Here is a 24,324-nt window from a genome sequence, read left to right as displayed (position 1 = left end):
TCAGTTAGTCAAAAAAGTGTCAAATTCGCCACTGAATCGATACAACGTTTGTCGGCTCAGGCCGGGCGCAGGCGCTCCCGCCAGGCCGGCAGCCAGCCCAGGCCGGCGGCGGTGACGCCCTGCGGACGGTATTCGGCGCCCAGCCAGCCGTCGTAGCCCTGGGCCCGCAGCGCCGCCAGCGCCGGCGCGAAGTCCAGTTCGCCGCTGCCCGGCTCGCCGCGCCCCGGGGCGTCGGCGAACTGCACGTGGCCGATATGCCCTTGCAGCTGGCGCACGCATTCCGCCAGGTCCAGGCCCATGCGCGCCATGTGGTAGAAGTCCAGCTGCGCCGCCAGGTTCGGGTGGCCGACGCGCGCCAGCATGTCCAGCAGGTGCTGCGGAGTGTTGAGCAGGAAACCGGGCATGTCGTGCAGGTTGATCGCCTCCATCAGCACCGCGATGCCGCGCCCGGCGAAGGCCTCGGCGGCCTGCCCCAGGTGTTCGGCGAGCAGCGCCAGCGCCTGCTCGCGTTCGACGCCCCCGGCCAGGCGCCCGGCCAGCACGTTGATCTTCTGCGGGCGCAGCACCTCGGCGTAGTCCAGGGCCTGGCGCAGCCCGGCGGCGAACTGCGCCTCGCGCCCCGGCACCGCGGCCAGCCCGGCGCCGCCCTGCATCAGGTCGCCGGCCGGCAGGTTGAACAGCACCAGCGGCATTCCGCTGCGCTGCAGTTCAGCTTGCAGTGCCTCGGCAGGCACCTCATAGAGGAACTGGATCTCCACCCCGGCAAAACCGGCCTCGGCGGCCGCGCGCACGCGCTCCAGCAGCGGCAGCTCGGTGAACAGCAGGGACAGGTTGGCGCAGATCGGCATGGCGGCGTCCTCAATCGCGGGGTTGGCGGTACTGCTCGACCAGGGTGGCCGGGTCGCGCTCCAGGTGGCCCTGGCTGCCGTGCAGGCGCATCAGTTGCGCGGCCAGGCCGCTCATGGGCGTGGCCGAGCCCTGTTCGCGGGACAGCTTCACCGCGGTGTCCAGGTCCTTGAGCAGGGTGCGCACGTGCCACTTGATGGGCTCGAAGCGGCTCTCGGCCATCTGCGGGGCGAGGATCTGCAAGGGCCTGGAGTCGGCGAAGCCGCCGGCCAGGGCAGGGGCGATCAGGCTGGCGTCGACCCCGGCGCTCTCCGCCAGGGCCACCACTTCGGCGATCACCAGGGCGTTGCAGGCGACGATCATCTGGTTGCACACCTTGGTCACCTGGCCGGCGCCGACCTCGCCCATGCGCGTCAGGCGCTGGCCGAGGTGCGCGAGGACGGGGCGGATGCGCTCGATGTCGTCCACCCGGCCGCCGGCCATGATCGCCAGGGTGCCGGCCTCGGCGCCCGGCGTGCCGCCGGAAACCGGCGCGTCGACCCAGCGCATGCCGCTGCGCGCCTCCAGCTCGGCGGCCATCTCGCGGGTGGCGGCCGGCTCCAGGCTGGAGAAGTCCACCAGCAGTTGGCCGGGCTTCGCCCCTTCGACGATGCCGCCGGGGCCGAACACCACCTCGCGCACGGCGGCGGTATCGGCCAGGCACAGCATGACGATCTCGGCTCCCACGCATAGCTGCGCGGGGCTGGCCACCGCGCGGGCGCCCTCCCCGGCCAGCAGCTCGCGCTTGGCGGCGGAACGGTTCCACACGCTCAGCGGGTAGCCGGCGGCGAGCAACCGGCGGCTCATGGGCACGCCCATCAGGCCGAGGCCGGCGAAGGCGATGGAAGGCAAGGCAGACATGGACGACTCCTGTCAGGCAAAATGGCGGGCACGGGGGCGGCCATCTTAACCCCCGCCACGGCCCACGCCGAGCCTGCCGGCAAGCGTGCGCATCCAGGGCCGGGTGCGCACAGGCAGATCGCCACTATACTTCCCAGGCTTTTTCCGCTATTGAACCGGAGACTGCTCCCATGCTGAAACGCACCCTGGCGCTCGCCGCCTGCTTTGCGCTGTCCCTTTCCGCCAGCTTCACCCAGGCCGAAACCCTCAAGGAACTGAAGGTCTCGGCGATCCCCGACGAAGCCCCCACCGAGTTGCTGCGCAAGTTCAAGCCGCTGGGCGAATACCTGCAGGAACGCCTGGGCATGCCGGTGAAGTTCATCCCGGTGTCCGACTATGCCGGGGTGGTCGAGGCGCTGGCCGCCGACCGCCTGGACATGGCCTGGCTGGGTGGCTTCACCTTCGTCCAGGCGCGGCTGAAGACCGGCAACGCCATCCCGCTGGTGCAGCGCGAGCAGGACCAGCAGTTCACCAGCAAATTCATCACCGCCGACGCCAGCGTGAAGTCGCTGCAGGACCTCAAGGGCAAGACCTTCGCCTTCGGCTCGGTGTCCTCCACCTCCGGCAGCCTGATGCCGCGCTACTTCATGCAGAAGGACGGCATAGTGCCCGAGCAGTTCTTCTCCCGCGTGGCCTACTCCGGCGCCCACGACGCCACCGTGGCCTGGGTCCAGGCCGGCAAGGTGGACGCCGGCGTGCTCAACGCCTCGGTCTGGCAGAAGCTGGTGGACGCCGGCAAGGTCGACACCGACAAGGTGAAGGTCTTCGCCACCACCCCGACCTACTACGACTACAACTGGACCGTGCGCGGCAACCTCGACCCGGCCCTGGCCGAGAAGATCAAGCAGGCCTTCCTCGACCTGGACCCGAGCAAGCCGCGCGACAAGGCCATCCTCGACCTGCAGGCGGCCAGCCGCTTCGTCGAGACCAAGCCGGAGAACTACAAGGGCATCGAGGAGTCGGCCCGCGCCGCCGGCCTGTTGAAGTGAGCCTGCGCCTGACCGGCGTGGAGCACCTCCACGCCAATGGCCAGCGCGCCCTCGCCGGCATCGACCTGCGCATCGAGGCCGGCGAGCGGGTGGCCATCATCGGCCCCTCGGGCGCCGGCAAGACCACCCTGCTGCGCGTGCTGGCCACCGCCCTGAAACCCAGCCATGGCGAGATCGAACTGCTCGGCAGCCAGCCCTGGCGCCTGGGCGGCCGGGCCCGCCAGCAGCTGCGCGCGCGCATCGGCCTGATCCACCAGGCGCCGCCGCTACCGCCGCGGCAACGGGTGGTCAACGCCGTGCTGGCCGGGCGCCTCGGCCAGTGGCCGCTGTGGAAGAGCCTGGCCAGCCTGCTCTACCCGCTGGACATCGACGGCGCCCGCGACGCCCTGCGCAGCCTGGACCTGGGCGACAAGCTGTTCCAGCGCTGCGACCAGCTTTCCGGCGGCCAGCTGCAGCGCGTCGGCATCGCCCGCGCGCTGTACCAGCAGCCGCAACTGCTGCTGGCCGACGAACCGGTCTCGGCGATGGACCCGGTGCTCGCCGGGCACACCCTCGACCTGCTCACCCGCGAGGCCGACAGCCGCGGTCTGACGCTGCTGGCCAGCCTGCATGCGGTGGACCTGGCCCTGGCGCACTTCCCACGCATCGTCGGCATCCGCGACGGCCGCATCGCCTTCGACAAGCCGGCCGCCAGCGTGAGCCCGGACGACCTGCAGCAGCTCTACGCCAACGAGCAGTTGAGCGTGGATGCCCCGGCGCCGGTCGAGCCGCTGCACGTGGTGCAGATCCCGCGATGCTGAAACCCCGCGACCCCGCCGCCCTGCCGCGGCTGCTGCTGACCCTGCTGGCCCTGGCCCTGCTGTGGCCCGGCGTGCGCCTGAGCGAGCTGGACATCCCCGGCCTGTTCACTGGCGACAACGCCCGCACCATGGCCGGCTTCCTCGCCGGCTTCTGGCCGCCGGCCCACGACGCCGAGTTCCTCGCCGTCCTCGGCCGCGCCACCCTGGAAACCCTGGCCATCGCCACCGCCGGCATGGCCCTGGCCTGGCTGATCGCCTTCCCCGCGGCCCTGCTGGCCACCCGCGCGCTGTCGCTGTCCGCCCTGCCCCGCGGCGGCCTGCCGGCCTGGTGGGCGCGCGCCCTGCGCTGGCCGGTGCGGCTGCTGCTGATCGTGCTGCGCAGCATCCCGGAGATCGTCTGGGCGCTGCTGTTCGTCCGCGCCGTCGGCCTGGGCCCAACGGCGGGTGTCATGGCCATCGCCATCACCTACGGCGGCATGCTCGGCAAGGTCTACGCGGAAATCTTCGAGTCGGTGGACCCGCGCCCCACCCGCGCCCTGCTGCTGGGCGGCGGCTCGCGCCTGGGCGCCTTCGCCTACGGCCTGCTGCCCCAGGCGGCTAGCGAGATGATTTCCTACACCGTGTACCGCTGGGAGTGCGCCATCCGCGCCTCGGTGGTCATGGGCTTCGTCGGCGCCGGCGGGCTCGGCCAGCAGGTCGACCTGTCGCTGCGCATGTTCGCCGGCGGCGAGGTGGCCAGCATCCTGCTGACCTTCCTGCTGCTGGTGCTGGGCGCCGACCAGCTCAGCCGCTTCCTGCGCCGGAGGCTGGAATGAACCGCGCCCGCGCAGGCCTGCTGCGCAGCCTGGGCTGGAGCCTGGCGATCCTGGTCGCGGTGGCGGCCTCCTTCGTCTACCTGCAGATCGACAGCGACGGCCTGCTCAGCGGCGAAGGCCTGCGCCAGATGCTCGGCTACGCCCGCGACTTCTTCCCGCCGGACCTGTCCGCCACGCACCTGCGGGCGGTGGGCCGCGGCGCCCTGGAAACCCTCGCCATGTCGGCCCTGGGCACGCTGCTCGCGGCGCTGCTGGGCATGCTCTTCGCCCTGCCGGCCGCCGGCCGCTTCGGCGCCGCCGCGCAGAGCCTGGCGCGCTTCGTCCTCAACGCCCTGCGCGCCGTGCCGGAACTGGTGTGGGGCGCTCTGATGGTGCTGGCCGCAGGCCTGGGCCCCAATGCCGGCACCCTGGCCCTGGCCCTGCACACCGGCGGCGTGCTCGGCCGGCTGTTCGCCGAGGCCCTGGAAAACACCCCGGCGGAGCCTGCCGAGGCCCTGAGCCTGGGCGGCAGCGGGCGGGTCGCGGCCTTCGCCTACGGCACCCTGCCGGCGGTCTGGCCGCAACTGGTGGCCTACATCCTCTACCGCTGGGAGAACAACATCCGCATGGCCAGCGTGCTCGGCTTCGTCGGCGCCGGCGGCCTGGGGCAGATGCTCTACTTCAGCCTCAGCCTGTTCCAGCAGGCCCAGGCAGCCACGGTGATCCTCGCCATGCTGGTGCTGGTGCTGGGCGTCGACAGCCTCAGCGCCTGGGCGCGGCAGCGCTGGGTCAGCGCCTGAGCCGCGCCGGTGAGTAGGTTTGTCGATGGCATTGGAGATGGGTCGACGCCGGGATAGTCCGGCGTCGCCAATGAATCCAATCGCGGACGGAGTCCGCTCCTACAGGTTGCTGTGAGACATGGCATTCCCACCGAACTTTTTCGCGATAGCCGGAAATATCGGTGCGATTCGCGAATGAGATCCTACCCCGCCACCGCTGTCCCACCTGTAGGAGCGCGCCCTGCGCGCGATTCGCGGGCAGGGCCCGCTCCTACAATGGGGCGACATGGGAGACGCGAATTTCGATCCAGTCACTCCCGCGAACGACGGAGCCCAGAAGACAGCTGCTTCTACGTTATTTTCTGTTCGCGCCGAGGAGCTCTTCGTAGGAGCGAGCTTGCTCGCGAACCGCATGGCACCGCGTTTGTTCGCGAGCAAGCTCGCTCCTACGAAAAGCGGACCCCGGCACTCCAACCATCGAAGTGGCGTATCAGCGGGAGCGGTATTTCCAGAGCAGATACAGCAGATGGGCAATGCGTCTCACATATCGCATGGCGAACATGGCCAATAGCAGAGACACGGCAAAGGCCGCGGTGGCATGGAGGTTCACGAAGCTCTCCATCCCATGCAGGCCCAGCGCACCGCTTGCCCAATCCAATGCCTTCACGGGCAACGGGCGATACAGGATGCCCCCCACAAAGGGCGCGAAGAAATAAGTGAAGCCTGCAGTAGCAGCGATATACAGAAGGACGAGAGCTGTCTTTTTCATCTTACCTGCAGCACGCCATAGGCACGACTTCCATCGGCAAGCACCATCGGCAAAGTACATTTCAAAGCCGCCGATAGCCAATCGAACTGAACCTGGTATTGCAACACCACACCCCCCTTGCTAAGTGCGCCAGGGCCTATCGGATGCAATCTGAAACTGCCTCGACGGATGTGCCGGACAAACGTCCAGTCATCAATCACCTCGTCATCCCTGTAGAGCGAAAACCAGCGCTCCTGATCGACGCCGAATACACGGCTTGCCTTGTTGTATAGCCAGCCGAGACGTCCACCGGACTGGCGATCGAATATGTAGTAACGCCCCCTGGGCAGAGGGCCTTCGTCCACCCGGGAAACGAATCTCGGGTCGTTGCGAGTCGCGCCGTCACCGGAAAAGGCCGGAAATCGCCCCACCCCACCACACTCCAGATCACTGAAGAACTTGCCATTGAGTTCGAACGAGCAATAAACGGGCGTGCCTGCATCACCTGAGCAATCCATCCGCTCCCACTTCCGGAAAACCACGGCGGTGGGAAGAGTGATGCCTAGGTTGGTCGTACAGACCTGAGGAAAGAATCGCCCGAATACGTCAAGGGATGTAGGAGCCTGCTGTTCTTTCAGGCGAAACGATCGTCACTTGGGTAGCCATCGCTGTCCGGAAATGAAGAAGCCCAGCACTGGCCATAATGCAAGGCTGCCGGGTTTCTCTTGCCCCTGCGACAGAAACCTCCGCTTCACACGCATGAAAAAGCCCGGCATCTACCGGGCTTCTTCGTATCAGGGTTCACTCGCCGCCATGGAGCACCTTGTCCAGGTCCACCGGGTCGCCCGGGTGGGTCCCCAGCTTGACGCGGATGTCCTCGAACATCGCGTCGTATTCCTTGTGGATGCGCACGATGGGCCCGAAGCGCGGGTGCAGGCCGTGCTTCTGGGCGATGCGGGTGGCGTCGCTGGCGAAGTTGAAGGCCTGGTCCTTGGGCATGTCGAACTCTTCCCTGAAGGCGTTGCCGTCGATGCTGCCGTCCATGGTGAAATGGACGTAGGCGCCCTTCTCGGCGTCGTGGCGAATCTCGTAGTACAGGTTGATATCCAGCGCCTGCTGGTCAAGGCCCGGCAGGGCGTGGAGATGCAGGTGACCAGGCTCGAACATGACGTAACTCCTTGCAGTGGTTTCGCAAGTCTAGCTCGCCTTCAGGCAACGCAAGGGGCCCCGGATCAATGCAGGCGGCTTTTTTCCGCACGCTCCTGGACCAGCACCCAGGGCGCCACCACCACCGCCCACAGCTGCGGGTCGCGCTCGAGGAAGTCGCGGGCGCGGGCCTCGTCGACCTTGGCCAGGCCGCCGCTAGCCAACCAGGCGGCGACTTTCTGGCGGTCGTCCTCGGCCACGGCCTGCGCGGCCTCCACCAGATCGACGGCCTCGGCCACCTGCAACAGGGCGCCGCGGGCGAAGAACGGCTGCAGCTCCTGCCAGGAAATCATCGCGGTCTCGCCGAGCAGCTTGGCATAGAGGGTGCTAGTTTGTTCAGTCATGGTACTCACCGGGAAATCAGGCGGCGCCATGATACCGCCCGGCCGGCGCCAGGCAAGTTTCCCGGGAGCCGCGCGGGGGCGGGTGGACCAAAGGAGGGGTACTGGCACAACGCCGTTTTTCTATACGTTTGTTTCGTCTTTGCGACATGGGTCGAAACGCCCCGCCGCCACCCGCTTTTCAAGCGGCGAAGCGGCACTCTACACTGTACCGGTACAGTTGCCGGCGGATTCCGCCCCGGGCGCAGAACCCGGCGAACCGCGGCCACGAACCACAAGAACGAAAACACAAGAATGAGTGGAGCATTATGAAAAAGGGTACTCAACGTCTTTCCCAACTGTTGACCGCCATGGCCCTGGCCGGCGTCGCCAGCTATTCGATGGCCGCCGATACCATCAAGATCGCCCTGGCCGGTCCGGTGACCGGCGCGGTCGCCCAGTACGGGGAGATGGAGTTCGTCGGCGCCAAGATGGCCATCGAACAGATCAACAAGGCCGGCGGCGTCGACGGCAAGCAGCTCGAAGGCGTGGTCTACGATGACGCCTGCGATCCGAAGCAGGCCGTGGCGGTCGCCAACAAGATCGTCAACGATGGCGTCAAGTTCGTCGTCGGCCACCTGTGCTCCAGCTCCACTCAACCGGCATCGGACATCTACGAGGACGAAGGCGTCCTGATGATCTCCCCGGCCTCCACCAGCCCGGACATCACCAGCCGCGGCTACAAGCTGATCTTCCGCACCATCGGCCTGGACAACATGCAGGGCCCGACCGCCGGCAAGTTCATCGCCGAGCACGTCAAGCCGAAGATCGTCGCCGTCATCCACGACAAGCAGCAGTACGGCGAAGGCATCGCCACCGCGGTCAAGAAGACCCTGGAAGACGCCGGCGTGAAGGTCGCCATCTTCGAAGGCATCAACGCCGGCGACAAGGACTTCTCCTCGCTGATCGCCAAGCTCAAGCAGGCCAACGTCGACTTCGTCTACTACGGCGGCTACCACCCGGAACTGGGCCTGCTGCTGCGCCAGACCTCCGAGAAGGGCCTGAAGGTCGGCTTCATGGGGCCGGAAGGCGTCGGCAACAAGGAAATTTCCGCGATTGCCGGCCCGGCTTCCGAAGGCCTCTACGTGACCCTGCCGAAATCCTTCGACCAGGATCCGAAGAACCAGGCCCTGGTCGCCGCCTTCAAGGCCAAGAACCAGGACCCGAGCGGCCCGTTCGTGTTCCCGGCCTACGCCGCCGTGCAGGTCATCGCCGAAGGCATCAAGAAAGCCGGCAGCGAGGACACCGACAAGGTCGCCGCCGCCCTGCGCGCCAATACCTTCGACACCCCCACCGGTGCCCTGGCCTTCGACGAGAAGGGCGACCTGAAGAACTTCAACTTCGTGGTCTACCAGTGGCACAAGGACGGCACCAAGACCGAAGTCAAATAAGGTCTGCCGCCTGAGTCCAGAGCCCACTGCACCAGCAGTGGGCTTTGTTTATTCCGCGTATTCCGGGGGTCCGTCGCGCCACAAGCGCCGCTTCACGCGACGCCCGAGGAGTTAGGTGATGCCTGAGCTCTATCACTACCTGCAACAGCTGATCAACGGCCTGACCGTTGGCAGCACCTATGCCCTGATCGCCATCGGCTACACCATGGTCTATGGCATCATCGGCATGATCAACTTCGCCCATGGCGAGGTCTACATGATCGGCTCGTACGTAGCCTTCATCGTGATCACCGGCCTGGCCATGATGGGGATCGTCAGCCTGCCGATCGTCATCTTCTGCACCTTCGCCGCCGCCATCATCGTCACCAGTGCCTACGGCTACAGCATCGAACGGATCGCCTACCGCCCGCTGCGCGGCAGCAACCGGCTGATCCCGCTGATCTCCGCCATCGGCATGTCGATCTTCCTGCAGAACGAGGTCCTGCTCGCCCAGGATTCCAAGGACAAGGCCATCCCCAACCTGCTGCCGGGCAACTTCGTCTTCGGCGGCGACGCGGGCGTGACCATCTCGTACATGCAGGTGCTGATCTTCGTCGTCACCCTGCTGGCCATGTACGGCCTGAGCATGTTCATCTCCCGTTCCCGACTGGGCCGCGCCTGCCGCGCCTGCGCCGAGGACATCAAGATGGCCAACCTGCTGGGGATCAACACCAACAACATCATCGCCCTGACCTTCGTCATCGGCGCCACCCTGGCCGCCGTGGCCGCGGTGCTGCTGGGCATGCAGTACGGCGTGATCAACCCGAACATCGGCTTCCTCGCCGGCATCAAGGCCTTCACCGCCGCGGTGCTCGGCGGCATCGGCAGCATCCCGGGCGCCATGCTCGGCGGCCTGGTGCTGGGCGTGGCCGAAGCCTTCGGCGCCGACGTGTTCGGCAACCAGTACAAGGACGTGGTGGCCTTCAGCCTGCTGGTGCTGGTGCTGCTGTTCCGCCCCACCGGCCTGCTCGGTCGTCCGGAGGTGGAGAAGGTATGAACAAGCGACTCAAGACGGCCTTCTTCAGCGCCCTGCTGGTACTGGCGGTGGCCTACCCGATCCTCGGGGTGAAACTCAGCGTCATCGGCATCGGCCTGCAGCTGGAAGGCGTCAGCCCGACCACCCTGTGGATCATCGCCGCGTGCGCCGTGGGCATGTTCGTCTGGCAACTGGTGCGCGACCGCTTCAGCCTCAGCCGCGGCCGTACCCTGCACCTGGGCGAGAACAACTTCCTGTACCGCTCCCTGACGCGGCCCTCGGTGCAGCGCCAGGTGATCGTCCTGATGATCCTGGTCGCCCTGGTCTGGCCCTTCTGGGGCTCGCGCGGCGCGGTGGACATCGCCACCCTGGTGCTGATCTACGTGCTGCTGGGCCTGGGCCTGAACATCGTGGTGGGCCTGGCCGGCCTGCTGGACCTGGGCTACGTCGGCTTCTACGCCGTGGGCGCCTACAGCTATGCCTTGCTCTCCCACTACTACGGCCTGGGCTTCTGGACCTGCCTGCCGATCGCCGGGGCGATGGCCGCGCTGTTCGGCTTCCTGCTCGGTTTCCCGGTGCTGCGCCTGCGCGGCGACTACCTGGCGATCGTGACCCTGGGCTTCGGCGAGATCATCCGCGTGCTGCTGCGCAACTTCACCGACCTCACCGGCGGCCCCAACGGCATCAGCGGCATCGAGAAGCCCAGCCTGCTCGGCCTGACCTTCGAGCGCCGCGCCCCCGAGGGCATGCAGACCTTCCACGAGTTCTTCGGCATCGCCTACAACTCGAACTACAAGGTCGTGTTCCTCTACCTGGTGGCGCTACTGCTGGTGCTGCTGGTGCTGTTCGTCATCAACCGCCTGCTGCGCATGCCCCTGGGCCGCGCCTGGGAAGCGCTGCGCGAGGACGAGATCGCCTGCCGCGCGCTGGGCCTGAACCCGACCATCATCAAGCTCTCGGCCTTCACCCTGGGCGCCTGCTTCGCCGGTTTCGCCGGCAGCTTCTTCGCCGCGCGCCAGGGCCTGGTGACTCCGGAGTCGTTCACCTTCATCGAGTCGGCGACCATCCTCGCCATCGTCGTCCTCGGCGGCATGGGCTCGCAGCTGGGCGTGATCCTCGCCGCCGTGGTGATGATCCTGCTGCCCGAGCTGATGCGCGAGTTCAGCGAATACCGCATGTTGATGTTCGGCGCCATCATGGTGCTGATGATGATCTGGCGTCCGCAGGGCCTGCTGCCGATGCAGCGCCCGCACCTGGAGTTGCGTAAATGAGTCGACCGATTCTTGAAGTATCCGGCCTGACCATGCGCTTCGGCGGCCTGCTGGCCGTCAACAGCGTCGCGCTCGAGGTCGAGGAAAAGCAGGTGGTCTCGATGATCGGCCCCAACGGCGCCGGCAAGACCACCGTGTTCAACTGCCTGACCGGCTTCTACCAGCCCACCGGTGGCCAGATCCTGCTGCGCGGCGAGCCCATCCAGGGCCTGCCGGGGCACAAGATCGCCCACCGCGGCGTGGTGCGCACCTTCCAGAACGTCCGCCTGTTCAAGGAAATGACCGCGGTGGAGAACCTGCTGGTGGCCCAGCACCGGCACATCAACACCAACTTCTTCGCCGGCCTGCTGAAGACCCCGGCGTTCCGCCGTGCCGAGGCCGAGGCGCTGGACTATGCGGCGCACTGGCTGGAAGTGGTCAACCTGAAGGACGTGGCCAACCGCCCGGCCGGCACCCTGGCCTACGGCCAGCAGCGCCGCCTGGAAATCGCCCGCTGCATGATGACGCGCCCGCAACTGCTGATGCTCGACGAGCCGGCGGCCGGCCTCAACCCGCGCGAGACCGAGGACCTCAAGGCGCTGATCGCCATGCTGCGCGCCGAGCACGGCGTGACCGTGCTGCTGATCGAGCACGACATGAAGCTGGTGATGAGCATTTCCGACCACATCTACGTGATCAACCAGGGCACGCCCCTGGCCGACGGTACCCCGGAGCAGATCCGCGACAACCCGGACGTGATCAAAGCCTATCTGGGGGAGGCCTGAGCCATGCTGAAGTTCGACAAGGTCTCCACCTTCTACGGCAAGATTCAGGCCCTGCACGAGGTCAGCCTGGAGGTGCAGCAGGGCGAGATCGTCACCCTGATCGGCGCCAACGGCGCCGGCAAGTCGACCCTGCTGATGACCCTCTGCGGCTCGCCGCGGGCGGCCTCCGGCAGCATCAGGTACCTCGGCGAGGAACTGGTCGGCCAGGAATCCTCGCACATCATGCGCAAGAGCATCGCGGTGGTCCCCGAAGGCCGCCGGGTGTTCGCCCGCCTGACCGTCGAGGAAAACCTGGCCATGGGCGGCTTCTTCACCAGCAAGGGCGACTACCAGGAGCAGATGGACCGCGTCCTGGGCCTGTTCCCGCGCCTGAAGGAGCGCTTCAGCCAGCGCGGCGGCACCATGTCCGGCGGCGAGCAGCAGATGCTCGCCATCGGCCGCGCGCTGATGAGCAAGCCCAAGCTGCTGCTGCTCGACGAGCCGTCCCTGGGCCTGGCGCCGATCATCATCCAGCAGATCTTCGACATCATCGAACAGCTGCGCAGCGAAGGCGTGACCGTCTTCCTCGTCGAGCAGAACGCCAACCAGGCGCTGCGGCTCGCCGACCGCGGCTACGTGCTGGAGAACGGCCGGATCGTGATGCAGGACACCGGCGCCAACCTGCTGGTCAACCCCAAGGTACGCGACGCCTACCTGGGCGGTTGAGCCCCTGGCGGTAATGCAAAACGGCCCTTCGGGGCCGTTTTTCTTTGCCCGTCGGCCTGGCAGCAGCGAGCTTGCCCGCGAACCGGAACTCCATCATGAGGAAACCTGGCTTTGCAGCCCCTCCCCTGTTTTCGACAACCGCGCAGGGGACAGAAATGGCGTCAGCCCAAGGCTCCGCAATTGCCGGAAAACACCGTTCGCGAGCAAGCTCGCTCCTACATCCAGCGGCCCGCATTCTTCCTAGCCTGGAACCTCCCACTCAAGGAGGCCAAGCATGGAAAGAGGCACCGTATTGCAGAACGACCGCAGCCAGGCCGCAGGCCGACCCCGCCTGCTCACCCACGCGGGGGCCGATGCAGCAGCTCTCAACATCGACTTGTGGCGCAACTCGCACTGGACTAGACTAACAGGACTTAGTCCAGCGAGTCCTGCCATGCAAACCGTCAACATCCACGAAGCCAAGACCCATCTGTCCCGGCTCGTCGAGCAGGCCGCCAAAGGCGAATCCTTCGTGATAGCCAAGGCGGGCAAGCCCATGGTCAAGGTCGTTCCGCTGGACGCGCCGGACGCGGGTCAATCGAAGCGACTGGGTTTCATGGCCGGCCAATTCAGCGTCCCGGACGATTTCGACCGCATGGGCCAGGCTGAAATCGAGCAGCTTTTCGGCGACGACGCATGAAACTGCTGCTGGATACCCATCTGCTGCTGTGGGCAGCCAGCGAGCCGGAGCGCCTGTCGGTGGAAACCCGCGCCTTGATCGAGGCGCCGGAGAACGAGCTGTTCTTCAGCCCGGCCAGCCTGTGGGAAATAGCCATAAAACGGGGCCTGGGCCGCAATGACTTCCAGGTGGACCCACGGCTCCTGCGCAGGGGCCTGCTGGACAACGGCTATGGCGAACTGCCCATTGGCAGCGGGCATGCAGTGGAAACCGACAGCCTGCCGCCGATCCACAAGGACCCGTTCGACCGCATCCTGGTCGCCCAGGCCAGGGTCGAAGGCATCACCCTGCTGACGTCCGATGCCCTGGTTGCGCAGTATCCCGGCCCGGTTCGAAAGGTCTGACAGCAGGACGAACCCACTGCTTTCTTCAACACCTCGAGCGCCCCCTTCGGGGGGCGTTTTTCTTTGCTCAGGAAACCTGGCTCGCCCGCGCCTCGTCCCCTTCCCGCTGGGCAAGAAACTCCAGCATCTTCTGGCTGCCATCGGTGAGGTCGGCGCAGATGGCCGCGCGGGCCGCGGCGCCATCGCCCTTGCGCAGGGCATGCAGCACTTCCCAGTGGTGCTCCACCGCCATGCGCTCGTTGAAGCTGCCGTAGGTCCGCGCGATCAGCGGCCCGGTGCGCATCCACAGGCTGTCGAGGAAGCCCTTGAGCAGCGGCATGCCGGCGATCTCGGCGAGGGCGAAGTGGAAGGCCTGGTTGAGCTTGAGCGCCGCCACCAGGTCGTCGGCATGGATGGCCGCGAGGTTGTCGCGGATGTTCTTCTCCAGCATCGCCAGCTGTTCGGGCGTGACGCAGCCGGCCGCGGTCTCGGCGGCCAGGCCCTCCAGGGCCACGCGGATGCTGCGGATTTCCAGGTACTGCTCGCGGCTCAGCACCGGCACGCGGATGTCTCGCGGCGTGCGGAGCACCAGCGCCTGCTCCTTGGCCAGTTGCAGGATGGCGTCGCGCACCGGCGTCACGCTGGTGCCCAGTTGCTGCGCCAGGTCGCGGATGCGCAGGCGGTCGTCGGGCTGGAAGCGCCCGGTGATCAGCGCCTCGCGCAGCAGCGCGTAGACACCGCTGCCCAGGTAGGCATGGTTGAGGCCGTCGATGGGGTAGTTCATGGCTTCCTCGTGGGTCCGGGCGCGATGATGCGGTGCTGGCCGGCGAATTGCCAGCCACCCGCTCAGACGTGCTGGCCGCCGTTGACGTGGATCTCCGCGCCGTTCACGTAGGACGCCCCCTGGGTGCAGAGGAAGTGGATCAGCGAGGCCACCTCCTCCGGCTTGCCCAGGCGGTGCATGGGAATGTCGCGCTCGACGATCAGTTCGGTGCCCGAGGACAGGATCGAGGTATCGATCTCCCCCGGCGCGATGGCGTTCACCCGCACGCCATGGCGGCCGAAGTCGTACGCCATCTCGCGGGTCAGCGCCGCCAGCGCCGCCTTGGACGAGGCATAGGCCACGCCGGCGAAAGGGTGCACCCGGGAGCCGGCGATGGAAGTGACGTTGATGATGCTGCCCTGGGCCGCCTTCAGTTCCTCGAACAGCCCGCGGGCCAGCAGCGCGGTGGAGAACAGGTTGACGTTGAACACCTTCAGCCAGGTGCCGTAGTCGCTTTCCAGCACGCCCATGCGCTGCCCCTCCGGGCCCTTGGGCGAGATGCCGGCGTTGTTCACCAGGGCGTCCAGGCGCCCGCCGAGCTTCTCGCGGATCGCCGGCAGGGTGGCCTCGACGCTGGCGATGTCCTCCAGGTCCAGGTGGATGTGGTTGAGCAGCCCCTCGGCCCAGGGGCATTCGGCCACCCAGTCCTGGCGCGAGGCGGTGAACACCCGCCAGCCGGCGGCGTTGAAGTGCTTCACGGTGGCGTGGCCGATGCCGCGGCTGGCGCCGGTGAGCAGCAGGGTCCTGGGTTCGCTCATGCGGGTATCCGTCCGTTTCGGGCTCGAGGGAGTAGGCTGGATCATGGCTCAAACGATGCGCATTGAAAATATGATGCATCATATTTTATTTGTGATCTAATGGCCGCCAGCACAACCCAGAACGACAAGAACCGGAGTCCAAGCGCATGCCGCTGATCGCCCTCGCCCACGACCCCCTGCTGGAAGCCGCGCCCGCCCAGGTCACCGCGGAACAGGCCGCGGCCATCGCCCGCGACCTCTTCGGCCTGCAGGGCCCGCTGCAACGCCTGGCCGGCGAGCGCGACCTGAACTTCCAGGTCGGCGCCCACGACAGCGCCAGCCGCCTGCTCAAGCTGTCCCACCCGCTGGAGGACCCGCAGGTGGTGGACTTCCAGAACCGCGCCCTGCTGCGGGTGCAGCAGGCCGACCCGAACCTGCCGGTGCAGCGCGTCTACCCGGCCCTCGACGGCCAGTACCAGACCTGGGTGGAAGTGGACGGCCAGCGCATGCTGGCGCGGCTGATGTCCTTCGTCGAAGGCCTGCCGCTGCACCGTGTCCCGCAGCGCTCGCCGGCCCTGCGGCGCAACCTGGGCGAGGCACTGGCGCGCCTGGACCTGGCCCTGCACGGCTACCAGCACCCCGCCTCCGGCCACGAGTTGCTCTGGGACCTGCAGCACGCCCAGCGCCTGCGCCCGCTGCTGCGCCACATCGAGGAAGCCAGCCTGCGCGAGCTGGTCGAGCGCGCCCTGGACAACTTCGAGGAACACGCCCTGCCGCGCCTGCCGACGCTGCGCGCCCAGGTGATCCACAACGACCTCAACCCGCACAACGTGATAGTCGACGCCGCGCACCCCGAGCGGCTGCGCAACATCCTCGACTTCGGCGACATGGTCCACGCCCCGCTGGTCAACGACCTCGGCGTGGCCGCCGCCTACCAGTTGGGCAGCGAGGGCGACGTGCTCGCCCCGGCCCTGGAATTCATCGCCGCCTACCACGCCCGCAACCCGCTGCAGGAAGCCGAGCTGGACATCCTCTGCGACCTCATGGCCACCCGCCTGGTGCTCACCCTGGGCATCACCGCCTGGCGCGCCAGCCTGCACCCGGAGAACCGCGACTACATCCTGCGCAACGCCCGCCAGGCCCGCGCCAGCCTGCAGGGCCTGGCCGGGCTGTCCCGATCCGAGGCGCGCGAGCGCATCGCCCGCGCCTGCCACGAGGAGTCCCCCGCATGACCATGACCAACGGCTACAGCCCGGCCGACGCCGAGCGCCTGAGCGACAAGGAACGCAGCCTGATCGAGCGCCGCGAGCGCCTGCTCGGCCCGGCCTACCGGCTGTTCTACGAACGGCCGCTGCACACCGTGCGCGGCGAGGGCGTGTGGCTCTACGACGAGCAGGGCCGGCAGTACCTGGACGCCTACAACAACGTCGCCTCGGTCGGCCACTGCCACCCGCGGGTGGTCGAGGCCATCGCCCGCCAGGCGGCGGTGCTGAACACCCACACCCGCTACCTGCAGGAAGGCATCCTCGACTACGCCGAGGACCTGCTCGGCACCTTCCCCGCCGAACTGTCCCAGGTGATGTTCACCTGCACCGGCAGCGAGGCCAACGACCTGGCCCTGCGCATCGCCCGCCACCACACCGGCGGCAGCGGGGTGATCGTCACCCGCTTCGCCTACCATGGCGTCACCGGCGACATCTCCGAACTCTCGCCGGCGCTGGGCAGCGGCATCACCCTGCCCGCCCATGCGCGCACCGTGCGCGCGCCGGACGCCTACCGCCTGGGCGCGGAGAACGTCGCCCGCCTGCTCGCCGAGGACGTGCGCGCCGCCATCGCCGACCTGCGCGCCCACGGCATCAAGCCCGCCGCGCTGCTGGTGGACGGCATCTTCGCCAGCGACGGCGTGTTCGCCGGCCCCGCGGGCCTGCTCGCCGAAGCCGTGGCCGTAGCCCGCGCCGAAGGCCTGCTGTACATCGCCGACGAAGTGCAATCCGGCTTCGCCCGCACCGGCGAGCACATGTGGGGCTTCCAGCGCCATGGCGTGCAGCCGGACCTGGTCACCCTGGGCAAGCCCATGGGCAACGGCCAGCCCATCGCCGGCGTGGTGGCGCGCCCGCAGGTGCTGGAGAGCTTCGGCCGCAGCGTGCGCTACTTCAACACCTTCGGCGGCAACCCGGTGAGCTGCGCCGCTGGCCAGGCGGTGCTCGACGTGATCCGCGACGAGGGCCTGCAGCAACGCTCGGAACGGCTCGGCAGCTACCTGCGCGAAGGCTTCCAGCGCCTGGCCCGGCGCCATGAGCTGATCGGCGACGTGCGCGGCGCCGGCCTGTTCCTCGGCGTCGAGCTGGTCGCTGACCGCGCGACCAAGGCCCCGGCCGCCGCCCAGACGCGCCGGGTGGTCAACGCCATGCGCGAGCGCGGCGTGCTGATCAGCGCCGCCGGCCCGCAGGAGAACATCCTCAAGATCCGCCCGCTGCTGGCCTTCCAGCAGGCGCATGCCGACCTGCTGATCGAGACGCTGGACGCGGCCCTGGGCGAGGTCGCCGGCTGAGCGGGGCGCACCGCTACAGGTGCACCCCGACGTTGATCATCCCGGCCGAGTTGCCCAGCACCACGAACTCGCTGGCGAAGCGGCCGGCCTGCGCGCCGACCGAGGGAATGACGGCCGGCGCCACGCCGTAGCGGTTCAGCGGGATCTTGTCGCGGTACTCGCCGTGGTAGCCCTGCAGCGCGCCGCCGGTGACCTTGAAGTAGAACGGCGAGCCGTCCAGGTCGAAGCGCTTGCCGGCGTATGCATAGTTGGAGCGCTGGCGGAACGAGTTGCGGAAGGTCGCCCCGCCCCACACCCAGCCGTCGGCGCGGTTGCGCTCCAGGCCGACCAGGTCCTGGTGGTTGTTGTGCTCCGGGTCGTGGTTCCAGTGCCGGGTGATGACGCTGGTCTGCAGGTACCAGGAGTCACCCTCGCCCGCCCAGGCGAGGGGCGCCAGCAGCAGCGCGACGAGCGCAATGATCGGCTTTTTCATGACGACACCTCAGAGCGTGACGCGGCTGGCGCCGTTGACGCTCATGACGCGCACGCGGTCGCCGACGCGGAACACCTGCGCAGGGTCCACGGCCTGCACGTAGGCGCGGGAGATGCCATCGTCCTCGCGGACCACGATTTCCACGCCCTGGGCGCGGGTGACGCCCTCCTCGATGGCCGAGCCGGCGGCGCCGCCGGCCACCCCGCCGAGGAGGGTGGCGATGGCCGCGCCACGGCCGCCCCCGATGCCACTGCCGGCGATGCCGCCGACGGCGGCGCCGGCCAGGGTGCCGATAGGCGTCTTGGTGCCTTCGATCCGCACCGCCCGCAGCGACTCCACGGTGCCCATGCGCACGGTCTGCACCGCGCGGGCGTCGGCGCGGGAATAGCTGCTGCCGGACAGGTCGGAGGCACAGCCGGAAAGCGCCAGGGCACTGCCGACGAAGGCGGCCAGCAGCAGGGAGCGGGGGCTTTTCAGAGTCGAAGCTTTCATGGACGGAGACTCGCGGAGGGTTGCCAAGGGAATGGGCAAAGCCTATCGACCACCCCCTGAACCTCTCCTGAACCCCGTCTGAACCTTCGCTGAACGAAACTGAACGAAGTTGAACGGCGCCGGTTTCAGCCCTGCAAGCGCAGCAGGCGCTGGCGCGCGCGCTCGAACCAGGCCAGCAGGTAGTCCACCAGCAGCTGCGTGCGCCGTGGCAACCCGCCCTGGTACGGATGCACCAGGAACACCGGCGTGCTGCGCGTCTGGTAGTCGCACAGCAGCCAGCGCAGGCGGCCGTCGGCCAATTCGTCCTGGAGCATGTAGGACGGCAGCCGGGCGACGCCGACGCCGGCCAGCGCGGCCTTCTTCAGCAGGGTGTAGTGGTTGCTCGCCAGCACCCCGCCGACCTCCACGCGGAACAGCTCGTGCTCGCGCTGGTACAGCCACTGGTCGGGGTCCGGGTAGTGGGTGTTGAGCAGGCAGTTGTGCCGCGCCAGCTCGGCCGGGCTGCGCGGTTCGCCGTGGCCGGCGAGATAGTCCGGCGTGGCGCAGGTCAGCTCCTGCAGGGCGAACAGCGGGCGCGCCACCAGGCGCTCGTCGCCGGCGAGGCCGGAGCGGATAGCCAGGTCGAAGCCCTCGGCCACCAGGTCACGGCGCTCGTTGGCCAGGTCCAGCTCCAGGCGGATGCCCGGGTGGCTGCGGGAGAACTCCACCAGCCAGGCATCGAAGAAAGTCTCGCCCAGGGACACCGGCACGCTCATGCGCACCGTGCCGCGCGCTTCCTCCTGCAGCCGCGCCACCGCCTGCCGCGCCCGCGCTGCCTGGGCGTTGAGCGCCTGGGCCTCGGGCAGCAGGGCCTGGCCGGCGGCGGTCAGCGCCAGGCGCCTCGTGGTGCGGTGCAGCAGGGTCACGCCCAGGGCCTGCTCCAGGGCGCTGATGCGCTTGGACAACTGCCCCTTGCTGCACCCCAAGCGCTCGGCGGCGCGGGTGAAGCTGCCGCATTCCAGCAGCACGGCGAAGGCCGAGAGGTCTTCCAGCTCGCCCATGATTGTTTCCCCATGAAAACGGCAGGTTGCCGATTGGCCTGGTTATCCAAACAAAATACGTCCCTAGACTGGCTCCGTCACCCACCCGTTCCCGGAGTCAGCATGAAGATCATCCTCGTCGGCGCCAGCGGTACCCTCGGCCAGGCCGTGGCCAGCGAACTGGGCCAGCGCCATGAGATCGTCCGCGTCGGCCGCAGCAGCGGCGACCTGCGCGTGGACATCACCGACAGCGCCTCGATCCGCGCCCTGTTCGAGCAGGTCGGCCCCTTCGACGCCCTGGTCAGCGCCGCCGGCAAGGTGCACTTCGGCCCACTCGCCGAGATGGGCGAAGCCGAGTACGCCGTCGGCCTGCGGGACAAGCTGATGGGCCAGGTCAACCTGGTGCTGATCGGCAGCCACTACGCCAACGACGGCGCCTCCTTCACCCTGACCACCGGCATCCTCAGCGAGGAGCCGATCCGCCAGGGCAGCTCGGCCACGATGGTCAACGCGGCGGTGGAAGGCTTCGTGCGCAGCGCCGCCATCGAACTGCCCCGCGGGCAGCGGATCAACGCGGTGAGCCCGAACGTGCTGGTGGAGTCCATGGAGGGCTACGGGCCCTTCTTCCGCGGCTTCAAGCCGGTGCCGGCGGCGGACGCGGCGCTGGGCTTCGCGCGGAGTGTGGAGGGGGCGGAGACGGGGCGGGTCTACAAGGTTTGGTGAGCGACGGGGGCGGCTGGCTTTTCGTAGGAGCGAGCTTGCTCGCGAACGGAATTACCTGGTGACTACGGTGTTTCGGGATGACGCCGTCCCCTCTCCCCAACCCTCTCCCTGAAGGGAGAGGGGGCTTGTCCGTGCCGAGAAAAGGAATGGTTTCAGCTGGAAACCTGCGGTGTTGCCGGCTAACGCCAGAACATCCAGCCCTACCCAACGGCCCCCTCTCCCTTCAGGGAGAGGGGGCTTGTCCGTGCTGAGAAAAGGAATGGTTTCAGCTGGAAACCTGCGGTGTTGCCGGCTAACGCCAGAACATCCAGCCCTGCCCAACGGTCCCCTCTCCCTTCAGGGCGGGGCGCGCAGCCGAGGGTTAGGGAGAGGGCGCTCTTGAGAGTGCGCACCGATGCTACCCGGTAGAACTCCATTCGCGAGCAAGAACTAGGCGTCCCCCTCGCTCCTGCAAGAAGCCCGCCCCCCCTCACTCCTTCTTCCCCGCATAGCACACCGGCGAACTCCCCTCCCCCACCCTTTCCATCTCGTCCTCGAGGAACTCCGCCAGCACCCGCGCGTTGTTGTGCTCGGTGTCCTTCGCCGCGTAGAGCAGCGTCAGGTCGCCCTTGCCGGCGATGCCCAGCAGCTTCCACCAGTGCTCCGGGTGCGCCGCCAGCTCGGCGTGGTAGGCGCGGCGGAATTCGTCGAACAGGCTGGGATCGTGGTGGAAGCGCTGGCGCAGTTCGTTGGACGGCGCCACCGCCTTGAGCCATTCGTCCAGGTGCAATTCCTCCTTGCTGATGCCCCGCGGCCAGAGCCGGTCCACCAGTACCCGGTAGCCGTCTTCCGCGGCCGGGGCCTCGTAGGCCCGCTTGTAACGAATCATCGGATGCCTCCTTTTGCGACAGTCCCTACCACTGTAGCCCTTGAGCGGGTGCTCCCGGCTCGGTAACGTGGGCGCATTTTTCCGGGAGCCCTACCTCATGCGTCCAGCCCGCCTATTCCTCTATGCCCTGCTGCCCCTGTTCGCCGCCTGCCAGGTGTGGAAGCCCGAGCCCACCCGCCAGGATGCGCCGACGCGGGTCCAGGGCGAGGTCACCCGCCAGGACGGCGGCCTGGTGCTGCGGCCGTGCAACGAGCAGCGCCAGTTCAACCTGGTGGACGGCCCCGACAGCGCCGTGGCCCGCGAGTCCCGCGACCTGTTCGCCGATGGCGCCGGCAAGCTGTTCATCGACGCGCGCGGCGCCTACTCCGGCGGCCAGGCCAGCAACACCGACGGCAAGTTCGAGGTGCGCTCGCTGTACCGCCTGCAGAACGAGGGCCATGGCTGCGACGACCCCAACTTCCGCCAGACCATCGTCCAGGCCGGCGGCAACGAGCCGGGCTGGAGCGTGATGGTCAACGCCCAGGGCCTGCTGCTGCAGCGCCCCGGCCAGGCAGACCAGGTGCTGCCCTACGTGGTGGAAAGCGTACCCGGCGGCAGCAGCAGCTATTCCACCGAGGCCAATGGCGAGAAGCTCGAGCTGTGGGTGGCCCCGGCGCGCTGCGTCAACGGCATGAGCGGCGCGGTGAGCAGCCTCACCGCCGAGCTGCGCCTGGACGACAAGGTCATGCGCGGCTGCGCCTACCCCGGCGCAGCCTACCAGGAGTAGGCCGGCCCGTCACAACCCCAGCGCCGGCAGCGCCTCGGGCAGCGCGCTGCCCTGCTCCACGCAGGCGCGCACCGCGTCGATCAGCGGCTCCAGCTGGAAGCCCTGCTGGATCAGCCACAACGGGTCGTAGTAGCTGGTGGCATAGCGTTCGCCGCCGTCGCAGAGGATCGCCACCACCGAGCCGGATTCGCCGCGCGCGATCATGCCCTGCGCCGCCAGCAGCGCGCCCACCAGGTTGGTCCCGCTGGAGCCGCCGACGCGCCGCCCCAGGCGCTGCGCCAGGTAATGCATGGCCGCCAGCGACCAGGCGTCGGGCACCTTGACCATGGCATCGAGCACCGCCGGCAGGAAGGAAGCCTCCACCCGCGGCCGGCCGATGCCCTCGATGCGCGAGCCGCAGTCCAGGGTCAGGCTGCGGTCGCCGGTGCGGTAGGCGTCGAAGAACACCGAGCGCTCGGCGTCGGCGCAGAGCACGCGGGTCTGGTGCCGGCGGTAGCGGGCGAAGCGCCCGAGGGTGGCCAGGGTGCCGCCGGTGCCGGGGCTGGAGACCAGCCAGGCCGGCTCGGGGAAGCGCTCGTGGCGCAGTTGCTGGAAGATCGATTCGGCGATGTTGTTGTTCGCCCGCCAGTCGGTGGCGCGCTCGGCGTAGGTGAACTGGTCCATGAAGTGGCCGCCGCTCTCGCGGGCCAGGCGCTCGGATTCGGCGTAGATCTGCGTGGGGTCGTCCACCAGGTGGCTGCGGCCGCCGTAGAAGGCGATCTGGGCGATCTTCTCCTTCGAGGTGCTGGCCGGCACCACCGCGATGAAGGGCAGCCCCAGCAGGCGCGCGAAATAGGCCTCGGAAATCGCCGTGGAGCCGCTGGAGGCCTCGATCACCGGCGCCCCCGGCTTCAGCCAGCCGTTGCACAGCGCGTAGAGGAACAGCGAGCGCGCCAGGCGGTGCTTGAGGCTGCCGGTGGGGTGGCTGGACTCGTCCTTGAAGTACAGGTCGATGCCGGGCAGGCCCGGCGCCTCCAGGGGGATCAGGTGGGTGTCGGCGCTGCGCTGGAAGTCCGCCTCGATGATGCGGATGGCTTCGCGGGTCCAGTCACGGATGTCGATGGACATGGGGCGGTTCCTCGTTCGGTCAGTCGAGCACCCCGGCGGGCGCGGGCGTGGCGCTGCGCCACTGGCTGAGGGCGACGCCGGCGAACACCAGGGCGGCGGCCAGCAGCTGCTGGCCGTTGAGGCGCTCGCCCAGCAGCAGCCAGGCGAACACCAGGGTGAACACCGGGATCAGGTTGATGAAGCCGGTGGCCTGGCTCGCCGGCAGCCGGCTGACGCCGAAGTTGTAGAGGCCGTAGGCGCCGACGGTGACCACGCTGCCCAGGTACACCAGGGCGAACAGCCCCTGGCCGCTGGGCGCCGGCGGCAGGCCCGAGCCGACGGCCGCCAGCGGCAGGAAGAACACCGAGCCGATGAAGGCCTGCATGGCGGTCAGGATGAAGGGCGAGTAGCGCGCCGACAGGTGCTTGAGCAGCAGCGTGTAGCCGGTGGCGCAGACCATCGCCAGCAGCTCGAAGAAGTTGCCCAGCAGCGGCTGCGGCGCGTGCTGGTCGGGCTCGCCGGCGAGGGTCAGCCAGAGCGCGCCGAGCACCGCCAGGGCGAAGCCGGCCCAGGTGTTGCGCGCCACCCGCTCGTGCAGCAGGAGGAAGGCGCCGACCGCCACCAGCAACGGCAGCAGCGCGGTGATCATCCCGGCCTGGGCGGCGCTGGTGTACTGCAGGGCGAAGGATTCGCAGACGAAGTACAGGCACGGCTCGCACACCGCCAGGCCCACCAGGTACTTCCAGTCGCCGCGCCGGTACTCCATGCGCCCGCGCCAACGCCAGGCGGCGAGGAAGATCAGGCTGCCGATGGCCATGCGGGCGAAGATCACCCACATCGCCGGCCATTCGGCGAAGGCCAGCTTCAGGGCGATGAAGGAACTGCCCCACAGCGCCATGGCCAGGACCAGGCATGCCAGGGCGAAGGGCCGGGACTGCTGCACGGGACGCTCCGAGAAATGAATCCCCGCAGTATAGAAGCGCGCCACGGGTGGCCGACAGGCACAGCGCCGGAGGAAAACTGTAATGGCCCCGCCAAGGCTCTCCGTAGGGCGCATAACGCCTACGGCGTTATCCGCCGTTGCCCTCGGCCTCGGTGCTCGGGCCAGCGGCGGATAAC

General features: G+C 68.2%; 29 protein-coding genes. 15 read left to right on the top strand and 14 right to left on the bottom strand.

What is annotated here, in order from left to right; all coding sequences use genetic code 11:
* Positions 1-56: 56 nt before the first annotated feature.
* Both CHC02_RS26710 and CHC02_RS26705 read right to left on the bottom strand, forming a co-directional pair.
* Positions 57-848, bottom strand: a complete 792-nt coding sequence (locus CHC02_RS26710) for a hydroxypyruvate isomerase family protein (protein WP_089394417.1) — start codon at positions 846-848, stop codon at positions 57-59.
* Between the two features lie 10 nt (positions 849-858).
* Complete coding sequence (locus CHC02_RS26705) at positions 859-1,746, bottom strand: NAD(P)-dependent oxidoreductase (RefSeq protein WP_089394416.1); 888 nt, start codon at positions 1,744-1,746, stop codon at positions 859-861.
* Positions 1,747-1,916: 170 nt separating this feature from the next.
* Between CHC02_RS26705 and CHC02_RS26700 the strand changes: the two genes are divergently transcribed.
* The 4 genes from CHC02_RS26700 to phnE are packed head-to-tail and all read left to right on the top strand — an operon-like array spanning position 1,917 to position 5,168.
* Positions 1,917-2,774 (top strand): putative selenate ABC transporter substrate-binding protein, encoded by an 858-nt coding sequence (locus CHC02_RS26700; RefSeq protein ID WP_089394415.1) that lies wholly within the window; start codon positions 1,917-1,919, stop codon positions 2,772-2,774.
* Positions 2,771-3,574 (top strand): phosphonate ABC transporter ATP-binding protein, encoded by an 804-nt coding sequence (locus CHC02_RS26695; RefSeq protein WP_089394414.1) that lies wholly within the window; start codon positions 2,771-2,773, stop codon positions 3,572-3,574. The genes CHC02_RS26700 and CHC02_RS26695 overlap by 4 nt, the downstream gene beginning before the upstream one ends.
* Complete coding sequence (locus CHC02_RS26690; RefSeq protein WP_089394413.1) at positions 3,568-4,389, top strand: PhnE/PtxC family ABC transporter permease; 822 nt, start codon at positions 3,568-3,570, stop codon at positions 4,387-4,389. The genes CHC02_RS26695 and CHC02_RS26690 overlap by 7 nt, the downstream gene beginning before the upstream one ends.
* Complete coding sequence (gene phnE, locus CHC02_RS26685; RefSeq protein WP_089394412.1) at positions 4,386-5,168, top strand: phosphonate ABC transporter, permease protein PhnE; 783 nt, start codon at positions 4,386-4,388, stop codon at positions 5,166-5,168. The genes CHC02_RS26690 and phnE overlap by 4 nt, the downstream gene beginning before the upstream one ends.
* 469 nt (positions 5,169-5,637) lie before the next feature.
* Here phnE and CHC02_RS26680 read toward each other — a convergent pair whose 3' ends face one another.
* The 4 genes from CHC02_RS26680 to CHC02_RS26665 all read right to left on the bottom strand — a co-directional run bounded on the left by CHC02_RS26680 (position 5,638) and on the right by CHC02_RS26665 (position 7,445).
* Complete coding sequence (locus tag CHC02_RS26680; RefSeq protein ID WP_089394411.1) at positions 5,638-5,916, bottom strand: hypothetical protein; 279 nt, start codon at positions 5,914-5,916, stop codon at positions 5,638-5,640.
* Positions 5,913-6,413 carry a DUF2778 domain-containing protein gene (locus CHC02_RS26675; RefSeq protein WP_089394410.1) on the bottom strand — a complete coding sequence of 167 codons (501 nt, stop codon included), beginning with the start codon at positions 6,411-6,413 and terminating at the stop codon, positions 5,913-5,915. The genes CHC02_RS26680 and CHC02_RS26675 overlap by 4 nt, the downstream gene beginning before the upstream one ends.
* 283 nt (positions 6,414-6,696) lie before the next feature.
* A complete protein-coding gene (locus tag CHC02_RS26670; protein WP_089394409.1) occupies positions 6,697-7,062 on the bottom strand; it encodes a DUF5064 family protein in 366 nt (121 codons plus the stop codon).
* Positions 7,063-7,127: 65 nt separating this feature from the next.
* The gene (locus CHC02_RS26665; RefSeq protein WP_089394408.1) at positions 7,128-7,445 is read right to left on the bottom strand and encodes a DUF2288 domain-containing protein; all 318 of its coding nucleotides are present in this window, start codon (positions 7,443-7,445) and stop codon (positions 7,128-7,130) included.
* Between the two features lie 305 nt (positions 7,446-7,750).
* Between CHC02_RS26665 and CHC02_RS26660 the strand changes: the two genes are divergently transcribed.
* The 7 genes from CHC02_RS26660 to CHC02_RS26630 all read left to right on the top strand — a co-directional run bounded on the left by CHC02_RS26660 (position 7,751) and on the right by CHC02_RS26630 (position 13,689).
* On the top strand, positions 7,751-8,872 hold the full coding sequence (locus CHC02_RS26660) for a branched-chain amino acid ABC transporter substrate-binding protein (protein ID WP_089394407.1): 1,122 nt from the start codon (positions 7,751-7,753) through the stop codon (positions 8,870-8,872).
* A 118-nt stretch (positions 8,873-8,990) separates the two neighbouring features.
* On the top strand, positions 8,991-9,908 hold the full coding sequence (gene livH / locus CHC02_RS26655) for a high-affinity branched-chain amino acid ABC transporter permease LivH (RefSeq protein WP_089394406.1): 918 nt from the start codon (positions 8,991-8,993) through the stop codon (positions 9,906-9,908).
* Positions 9,905-11,158, top strand: coding sequence for a high-affinity branched-chain amino acid ABC transporter permease LivM (locus CHC02_RS26650; RefSeq protein WP_089394405.1), 1,254 nt, complete (start codon positions 9,905-9,907; stop codon positions 11,156-11,158). Before livH ends, CHC02_RS26650 begins: the two co-directional genes overlap by 4 nt.
* Positions 11,155-11,922, top strand: coding sequence for a high-affinity branched-chain amino acid ABC transporter ATP-binding protein LivG (livG, locus tag CHC02_RS26645; protein WP_089394404.1), 768 nt, complete (start codon positions 11,155-11,157; stop codon positions 11,920-11,922). The genes CHC02_RS26650 and livG overlap by 4 nt, the downstream gene beginning before the upstream one ends.
* Before the next feature lie 3 nt (positions 11,923-11,925).
* Positions 11,926-12,627: an ATP-binding cassette domain-containing protein gene (locus CHC02_RS26640; RefSeq protein ID WP_089394403.1), complete on the top strand. Its 702-nt coding sequence runs from the start codon at positions 11,926-11,928 to the stop codon at positions 12,625-12,627.
* A 433-nt stretch (positions 12,628-13,060) separates the two neighbouring features.
* Positions 13,061-13,306, top strand: a complete 246-nt coding sequence (locus CHC02_RS26635; RefSeq protein ID WP_089394402.1) for a type II toxin-antitoxin system Phd/YefM family antitoxin — start codon at positions 13,061-13,063, stop codon at positions 13,304-13,306.
* Positions 13,303-13,689, top strand: a complete 387-nt coding sequence (locus CHC02_RS26630; protein WP_089394401.1) for a type II toxin-antitoxin system VapC family toxin — start codon at positions 13,303-13,305, stop codon at positions 13,687-13,689. The genes CHC02_RS26635 and CHC02_RS26630 overlap by 4 nt, the downstream gene beginning before the upstream one ends.
* A 67-nt stretch (positions 13,690-13,756) precedes the next feature.
* Here CHC02_RS26630 and CHC02_RS26625 read toward each other — a convergent pair whose 3' ends face one another.
* Positions 13,757-14,452 (bottom strand): GntR family transcriptional regulator, encoded by a 696-nt coding sequence (locus CHC02_RS26625; RefSeq protein ID WP_089394400.1) that lies wholly within the window; start codon positions 14,450-14,452, stop codon positions 13,757-13,759.
* A gap of 62 nt (positions 14,453-14,514) precedes the next feature.
* A complete protein-coding gene (locus CHC02_RS26620; protein ID WP_089394399.1) occupies positions 14,515-15,249 on the bottom strand; it encodes an SDR family NAD(P)-dependent oxidoreductase in 735 nt (244 codons plus the stop codon).
* A 146-nt stretch (positions 15,250-15,395) separates the two neighbouring features.
* Between CHC02_RS26620 and CHC02_RS26615 the strand changes: the two genes are divergently transcribed.
* Both CHC02_RS26615 and CHC02_RS26610 read left to right on the top strand, forming a co-directional pair.
* Positions 15,396-16,460, top strand: a complete 1,065-nt coding sequence (locus CHC02_RS26615; protein WP_089394398.1) for a phosphotransferase — start codon at positions 15,396-15,398, stop codon at positions 16,458-16,460.
* Positions 16,457-17,779, top strand: a complete 1,323-nt coding sequence (locus CHC02_RS26610) for an aspartate aminotransferase family protein (RefSeq protein ID WP_089394397.1) — start codon at positions 16,457-16,459, stop codon at positions 17,777-17,779. Before CHC02_RS26615 ends, CHC02_RS26610 begins: the two co-directional genes overlap by 4 nt.
* Positions 17,780-17,792: 13 nt before the next feature.
* Here the strand turns inward: CHC02_RS26610 and CHC02_RS26605 are convergent, their stop codons facing one another.
* The 3 genes from CHC02_RS26605 to CHC02_RS26595 all read right to left on the bottom strand — a co-directional run bounded on the left by CHC02_RS26605 (position 17,793) and on the right by CHC02_RS26595 (position 19,783).
* Entirely contained in the window at positions 17,793-18,251 is a 459-nt protein-coding gene (locus CHC02_RS26605) for a sn-glycerol-3-phosphate transporter (protein ID WP_089394396.1), read from the bottom strand.
* Between the two features lie 9 nt (positions 18,252-18,260).
* Positions 18,261-18,743 (bottom strand): outer membrane lipoprotein, encoded by a 483-nt coding sequence (locus CHC02_RS26600; RefSeq protein WP_089394395.1) that lies wholly within the window; start codon positions 18,741-18,743, stop codon positions 18,261-18,263.
* Between the two features lie 125 nt (positions 18,744-18,868).
* Entirely contained in the window at positions 18,869-19,783 is a 915-nt protein-coding gene (locus CHC02_RS26595; protein WP_089394394.1) for a LysR family transcriptional regulator, read from the bottom strand.
* A gap of 102 nt (positions 19,784-19,885) precedes the next feature.
* Between CHC02_RS26595 and CHC02_RS26590 the strand changes: the two genes are divergently transcribed.
* Positions 19,886-20,485 (top strand): short chain dehydrogenase, encoded by a 600-nt coding sequence (locus tag CHC02_RS26590; protein WP_089394393.1) that lies wholly within the window; start codon positions 19,886-19,888, stop codon positions 20,483-20,485.
* A gap of 469 nt (positions 20,486-20,954) precedes the next feature.
* On the opposite strand, the gene CHC02_RS26585 is transcribed toward CHC02_RS26590, so the two are convergent.
* Positions 20,955-21,353, bottom strand: coding sequence for a DUF488 domain-containing protein (locus CHC02_RS26585; RefSeq protein WP_089394392.1), 399 nt, complete (start codon positions 21,351-21,353; stop codon positions 20,955-20,957).
* Between the two features lie 97 nt (positions 21,354-21,450).
* On the opposite strand from CHC02_RS26585, the gene CHC02_RS26580 reads away from it, so the two are divergent.
* Positions 21,451-22,119, top strand: coding sequence for a COG3650 family protein (locus tag CHC02_RS26580; RefSeq protein ID WP_089394391.1), 669 nt, complete (start codon positions 21,451-21,453; stop codon positions 22,117-22,119).
* Between the two features lie 9 nt (positions 22,120-22,128).
* Here CHC02_RS26580 and CHC02_RS26575 read toward each other — a convergent pair whose 3' ends face one another.
* Together CHC02_RS26575 and CHC02_RS26570 are read right to left on the bottom strand one after the other, a co-directional pair.
* The gene (locus CHC02_RS26575; protein ID WP_089394390.1) at positions 22,129-23,226 is read right to left on the bottom strand and encodes a PLP-dependent cysteine synthase family protein; all 1,098 of its coding nucleotides are present in this window, start codon (positions 23,224-23,226) and stop codon (positions 22,129-22,131) included.
* Between the two features lie 19 nt (positions 23,227-23,245).
* Positions 23,246-24,148: a DMT family transporter gene (locus CHC02_RS26570; protein ID WP_089394389.1), complete on the bottom strand. Its 903-nt coding sequence runs from the start codon at positions 24,146-24,148 to the stop codon at positions 23,246-23,248.
* Between the last annotated feature and the right edge of the window lie 176 nt (positions 24,149-24,324).

Origin of the sequence: Pseudomonas delhiensis, assembly GCF_900187975.1 — a bacterium.
Classification (GTDB): Bacteria; Pseudomonadota; Gammaproteobacteria; order Pseudomonadales; family Pseudomonadaceae; genus Pseudomonas; species Pseudomonas delhiensis.
This window is presented reverse-complemented; position numbering and strand designations above follow the sequence as displayed.

Bases quoted from the DNA above. Each gene is read 5' to 3' on its own strand.
- CHC02_RS26710 (WP_089394417.1), bottom strand. From the start codon at position 848: ATGCCGATCTGCGCCAACCTGTCCCTGCTGTTCACCGAGCTGCCGCTG.
- CHC02_RS26705 (WP_089394416.1), bottom strand. From the start codon at position 1,746: ATGTCTGCCTTGCCTTCCATCGCCTTCGCCGGCCTCGGCCTGATGGGC.
- CHC02_RS26700 (WP_089394415.1), top strand. From the start codon at position 1,917: ATGCTGAAACGCACCCTGGCGCTCGCCGCCTGCTTTGCGCTGTCCCTT.
- CHC02_RS26690 (WP_089394413.1), top strand. From the start codon at position 3,568: ATGCTGAAACCCCGCGACCCCGCCGCCCTGCCGCGGCTGCTGCTGACC.
- phnE (WP_089394412.1), top strand. From the start codon at position 4,386: ATGAACCGCGCCCGCGCAGGCCTGCTGCGCAGCCTGGGCTGGAGCCTG.
- CHC02_RS26680 (WP_089394411.1), bottom strand. From the start codon at position 5,916: ATGAAAAAGACAGCTCTCGTCCTTCTGTATATCGCTGCTACTGCAGGC.
- CHC02_RS26675 (WP_089394410.1), bottom strand. From the start codon at position 6,413: ATGGATTGCTCAGGTGATGCAGGCACGCCCGTTTATTGCTCGTTCGAA.
- CHC02_RS26670 (WP_089394409.1), bottom strand. From the start codon at position 7,062: ATGTTCGAGCCTGGTCACCTGCATCTCCACGCCCTGCCGGGCCTTGAC.
- CHC02_RS26665 (WP_089394408.1), bottom strand. From the start codon at position 7,445: ATGACTGAACAAACTAGCACCCTCTATGCCAAGCTGCTCGGCGAGACC.
- CHC02_RS26660 (WP_089394407.1), top strand. From the start codon at position 7,751: ATGAAAAAGGGTACTCAACGTCTTTCCCAACTGTTGACCGCCATGGCC.
- livH (WP_089394406.1), top strand. From the start codon at position 8,991: ATGCCTGAGCTCTATCACTACCTGCAACAGCTGATCAACGGCCTGACC.
- CHC02_RS26650 (WP_089394405.1), top strand. From the start codon at position 9,905: ATGAACAAGCGACTCAAGACGGCCTTCTTCAGCGCCCTGCTGGTACTG.
- livG (WP_089394404.1), top strand. From the start codon at position 11,155: ATGAGTCGACCGATTCTTGAAGTATCCGGCCTGACCATGCGCTTCGGC.
- CHC02_RS26640 (WP_089394403.1), top strand. From the start codon at position 11,926: ATGCTGAAGTTCGACAAGGTCTCCACCTTCTACGGCAAGATTCAGGCC.
- CHC02_RS26635 (WP_089394402.1), top strand. From the start codon at position 13,061: ATGCAAACCGTCAACATCCACGAAGCCAAGACCCATCTGTCCCGGCTC.
- CHC02_RS26630 (WP_089394401.1), top strand. From the start codon at position 13,303: ATGAAACTGCTGCTGGATACCCATCTGCTGCTGTGGGCAGCCAGCGAG.
- CHC02_RS26625 (WP_089394400.1), bottom strand. From the start codon at position 14,452: ATGAACTACCCCATCGACGGCCTCAACCATGCCTACCTGGGCAGCGGT.
- CHC02_RS26620 (WP_089394399.1), bottom strand. From the start codon at position 15,249: ATGAGCGAACCCAGGACCCTGCTGCTCACCGGCGCCAGCCGCGGCATC.
- CHC02_RS26615 (WP_089394398.1), top strand. From the start codon at position 15,396: ATGCCGCTGATCGCCCTCGCCCACGACCCCCTGCTGGAAGCCGCGCCC.
- CHC02_RS26610 (WP_089394397.1), top strand. From the start codon at position 16,457: ATGACCATGACCAACGGCTACAGCCCGGCCGACGCCGAGCGCCTGAGC.
- CHC02_RS26605 (WP_089394396.1), bottom strand. From the start codon at position 18,251: ATGAAAAAGCCGATCATTGCGCTCGTCGCGCTGCTGCTGGCGCCCCTC.
- CHC02_RS26600 (WP_089394395.1), bottom strand. From the start codon at position 18,743: ATGAAAGCTTCGACTCTGAAAAGCCCCCGCTCCCTGCTGCTGGCCGCC.
- CHC02_RS26595 (WP_089394394.1), bottom strand. From the start codon at position 19,783: ATGGGCGAGCTGGAAGACCTCTCGGCCTTCGCCGTGCTGCTGGAATGC.
- CHC02_RS26590 (WP_089394393.1), top strand. From the start codon at position 19,886: ATGAAGATCATCCTCGTCGGCGCCAGCGGTACCCTCGGCCAGGCCGTG.
- CHC02_RS26585 (WP_089394392.1), bottom strand. From the start codon at position 21,353: ATGATTCGTTACAAGCGGGCCTACGAGGCCCCGGCCGCGGAAGACGGC.
- CHC02_RS26580 (WP_089394391.1), top strand. From the start codon at position 21,451: ATGCGTCCAGCCCGCCTATTCCTCTATGCCCTGCTGCCCCTGTTCGCC.
- CHC02_RS26575 (WP_089394390.1), bottom strand. From the start codon at position 23,226: ATGTCCATCGACATCCGTGACTGGACCCGCGAAGCCATCCGCATCATC.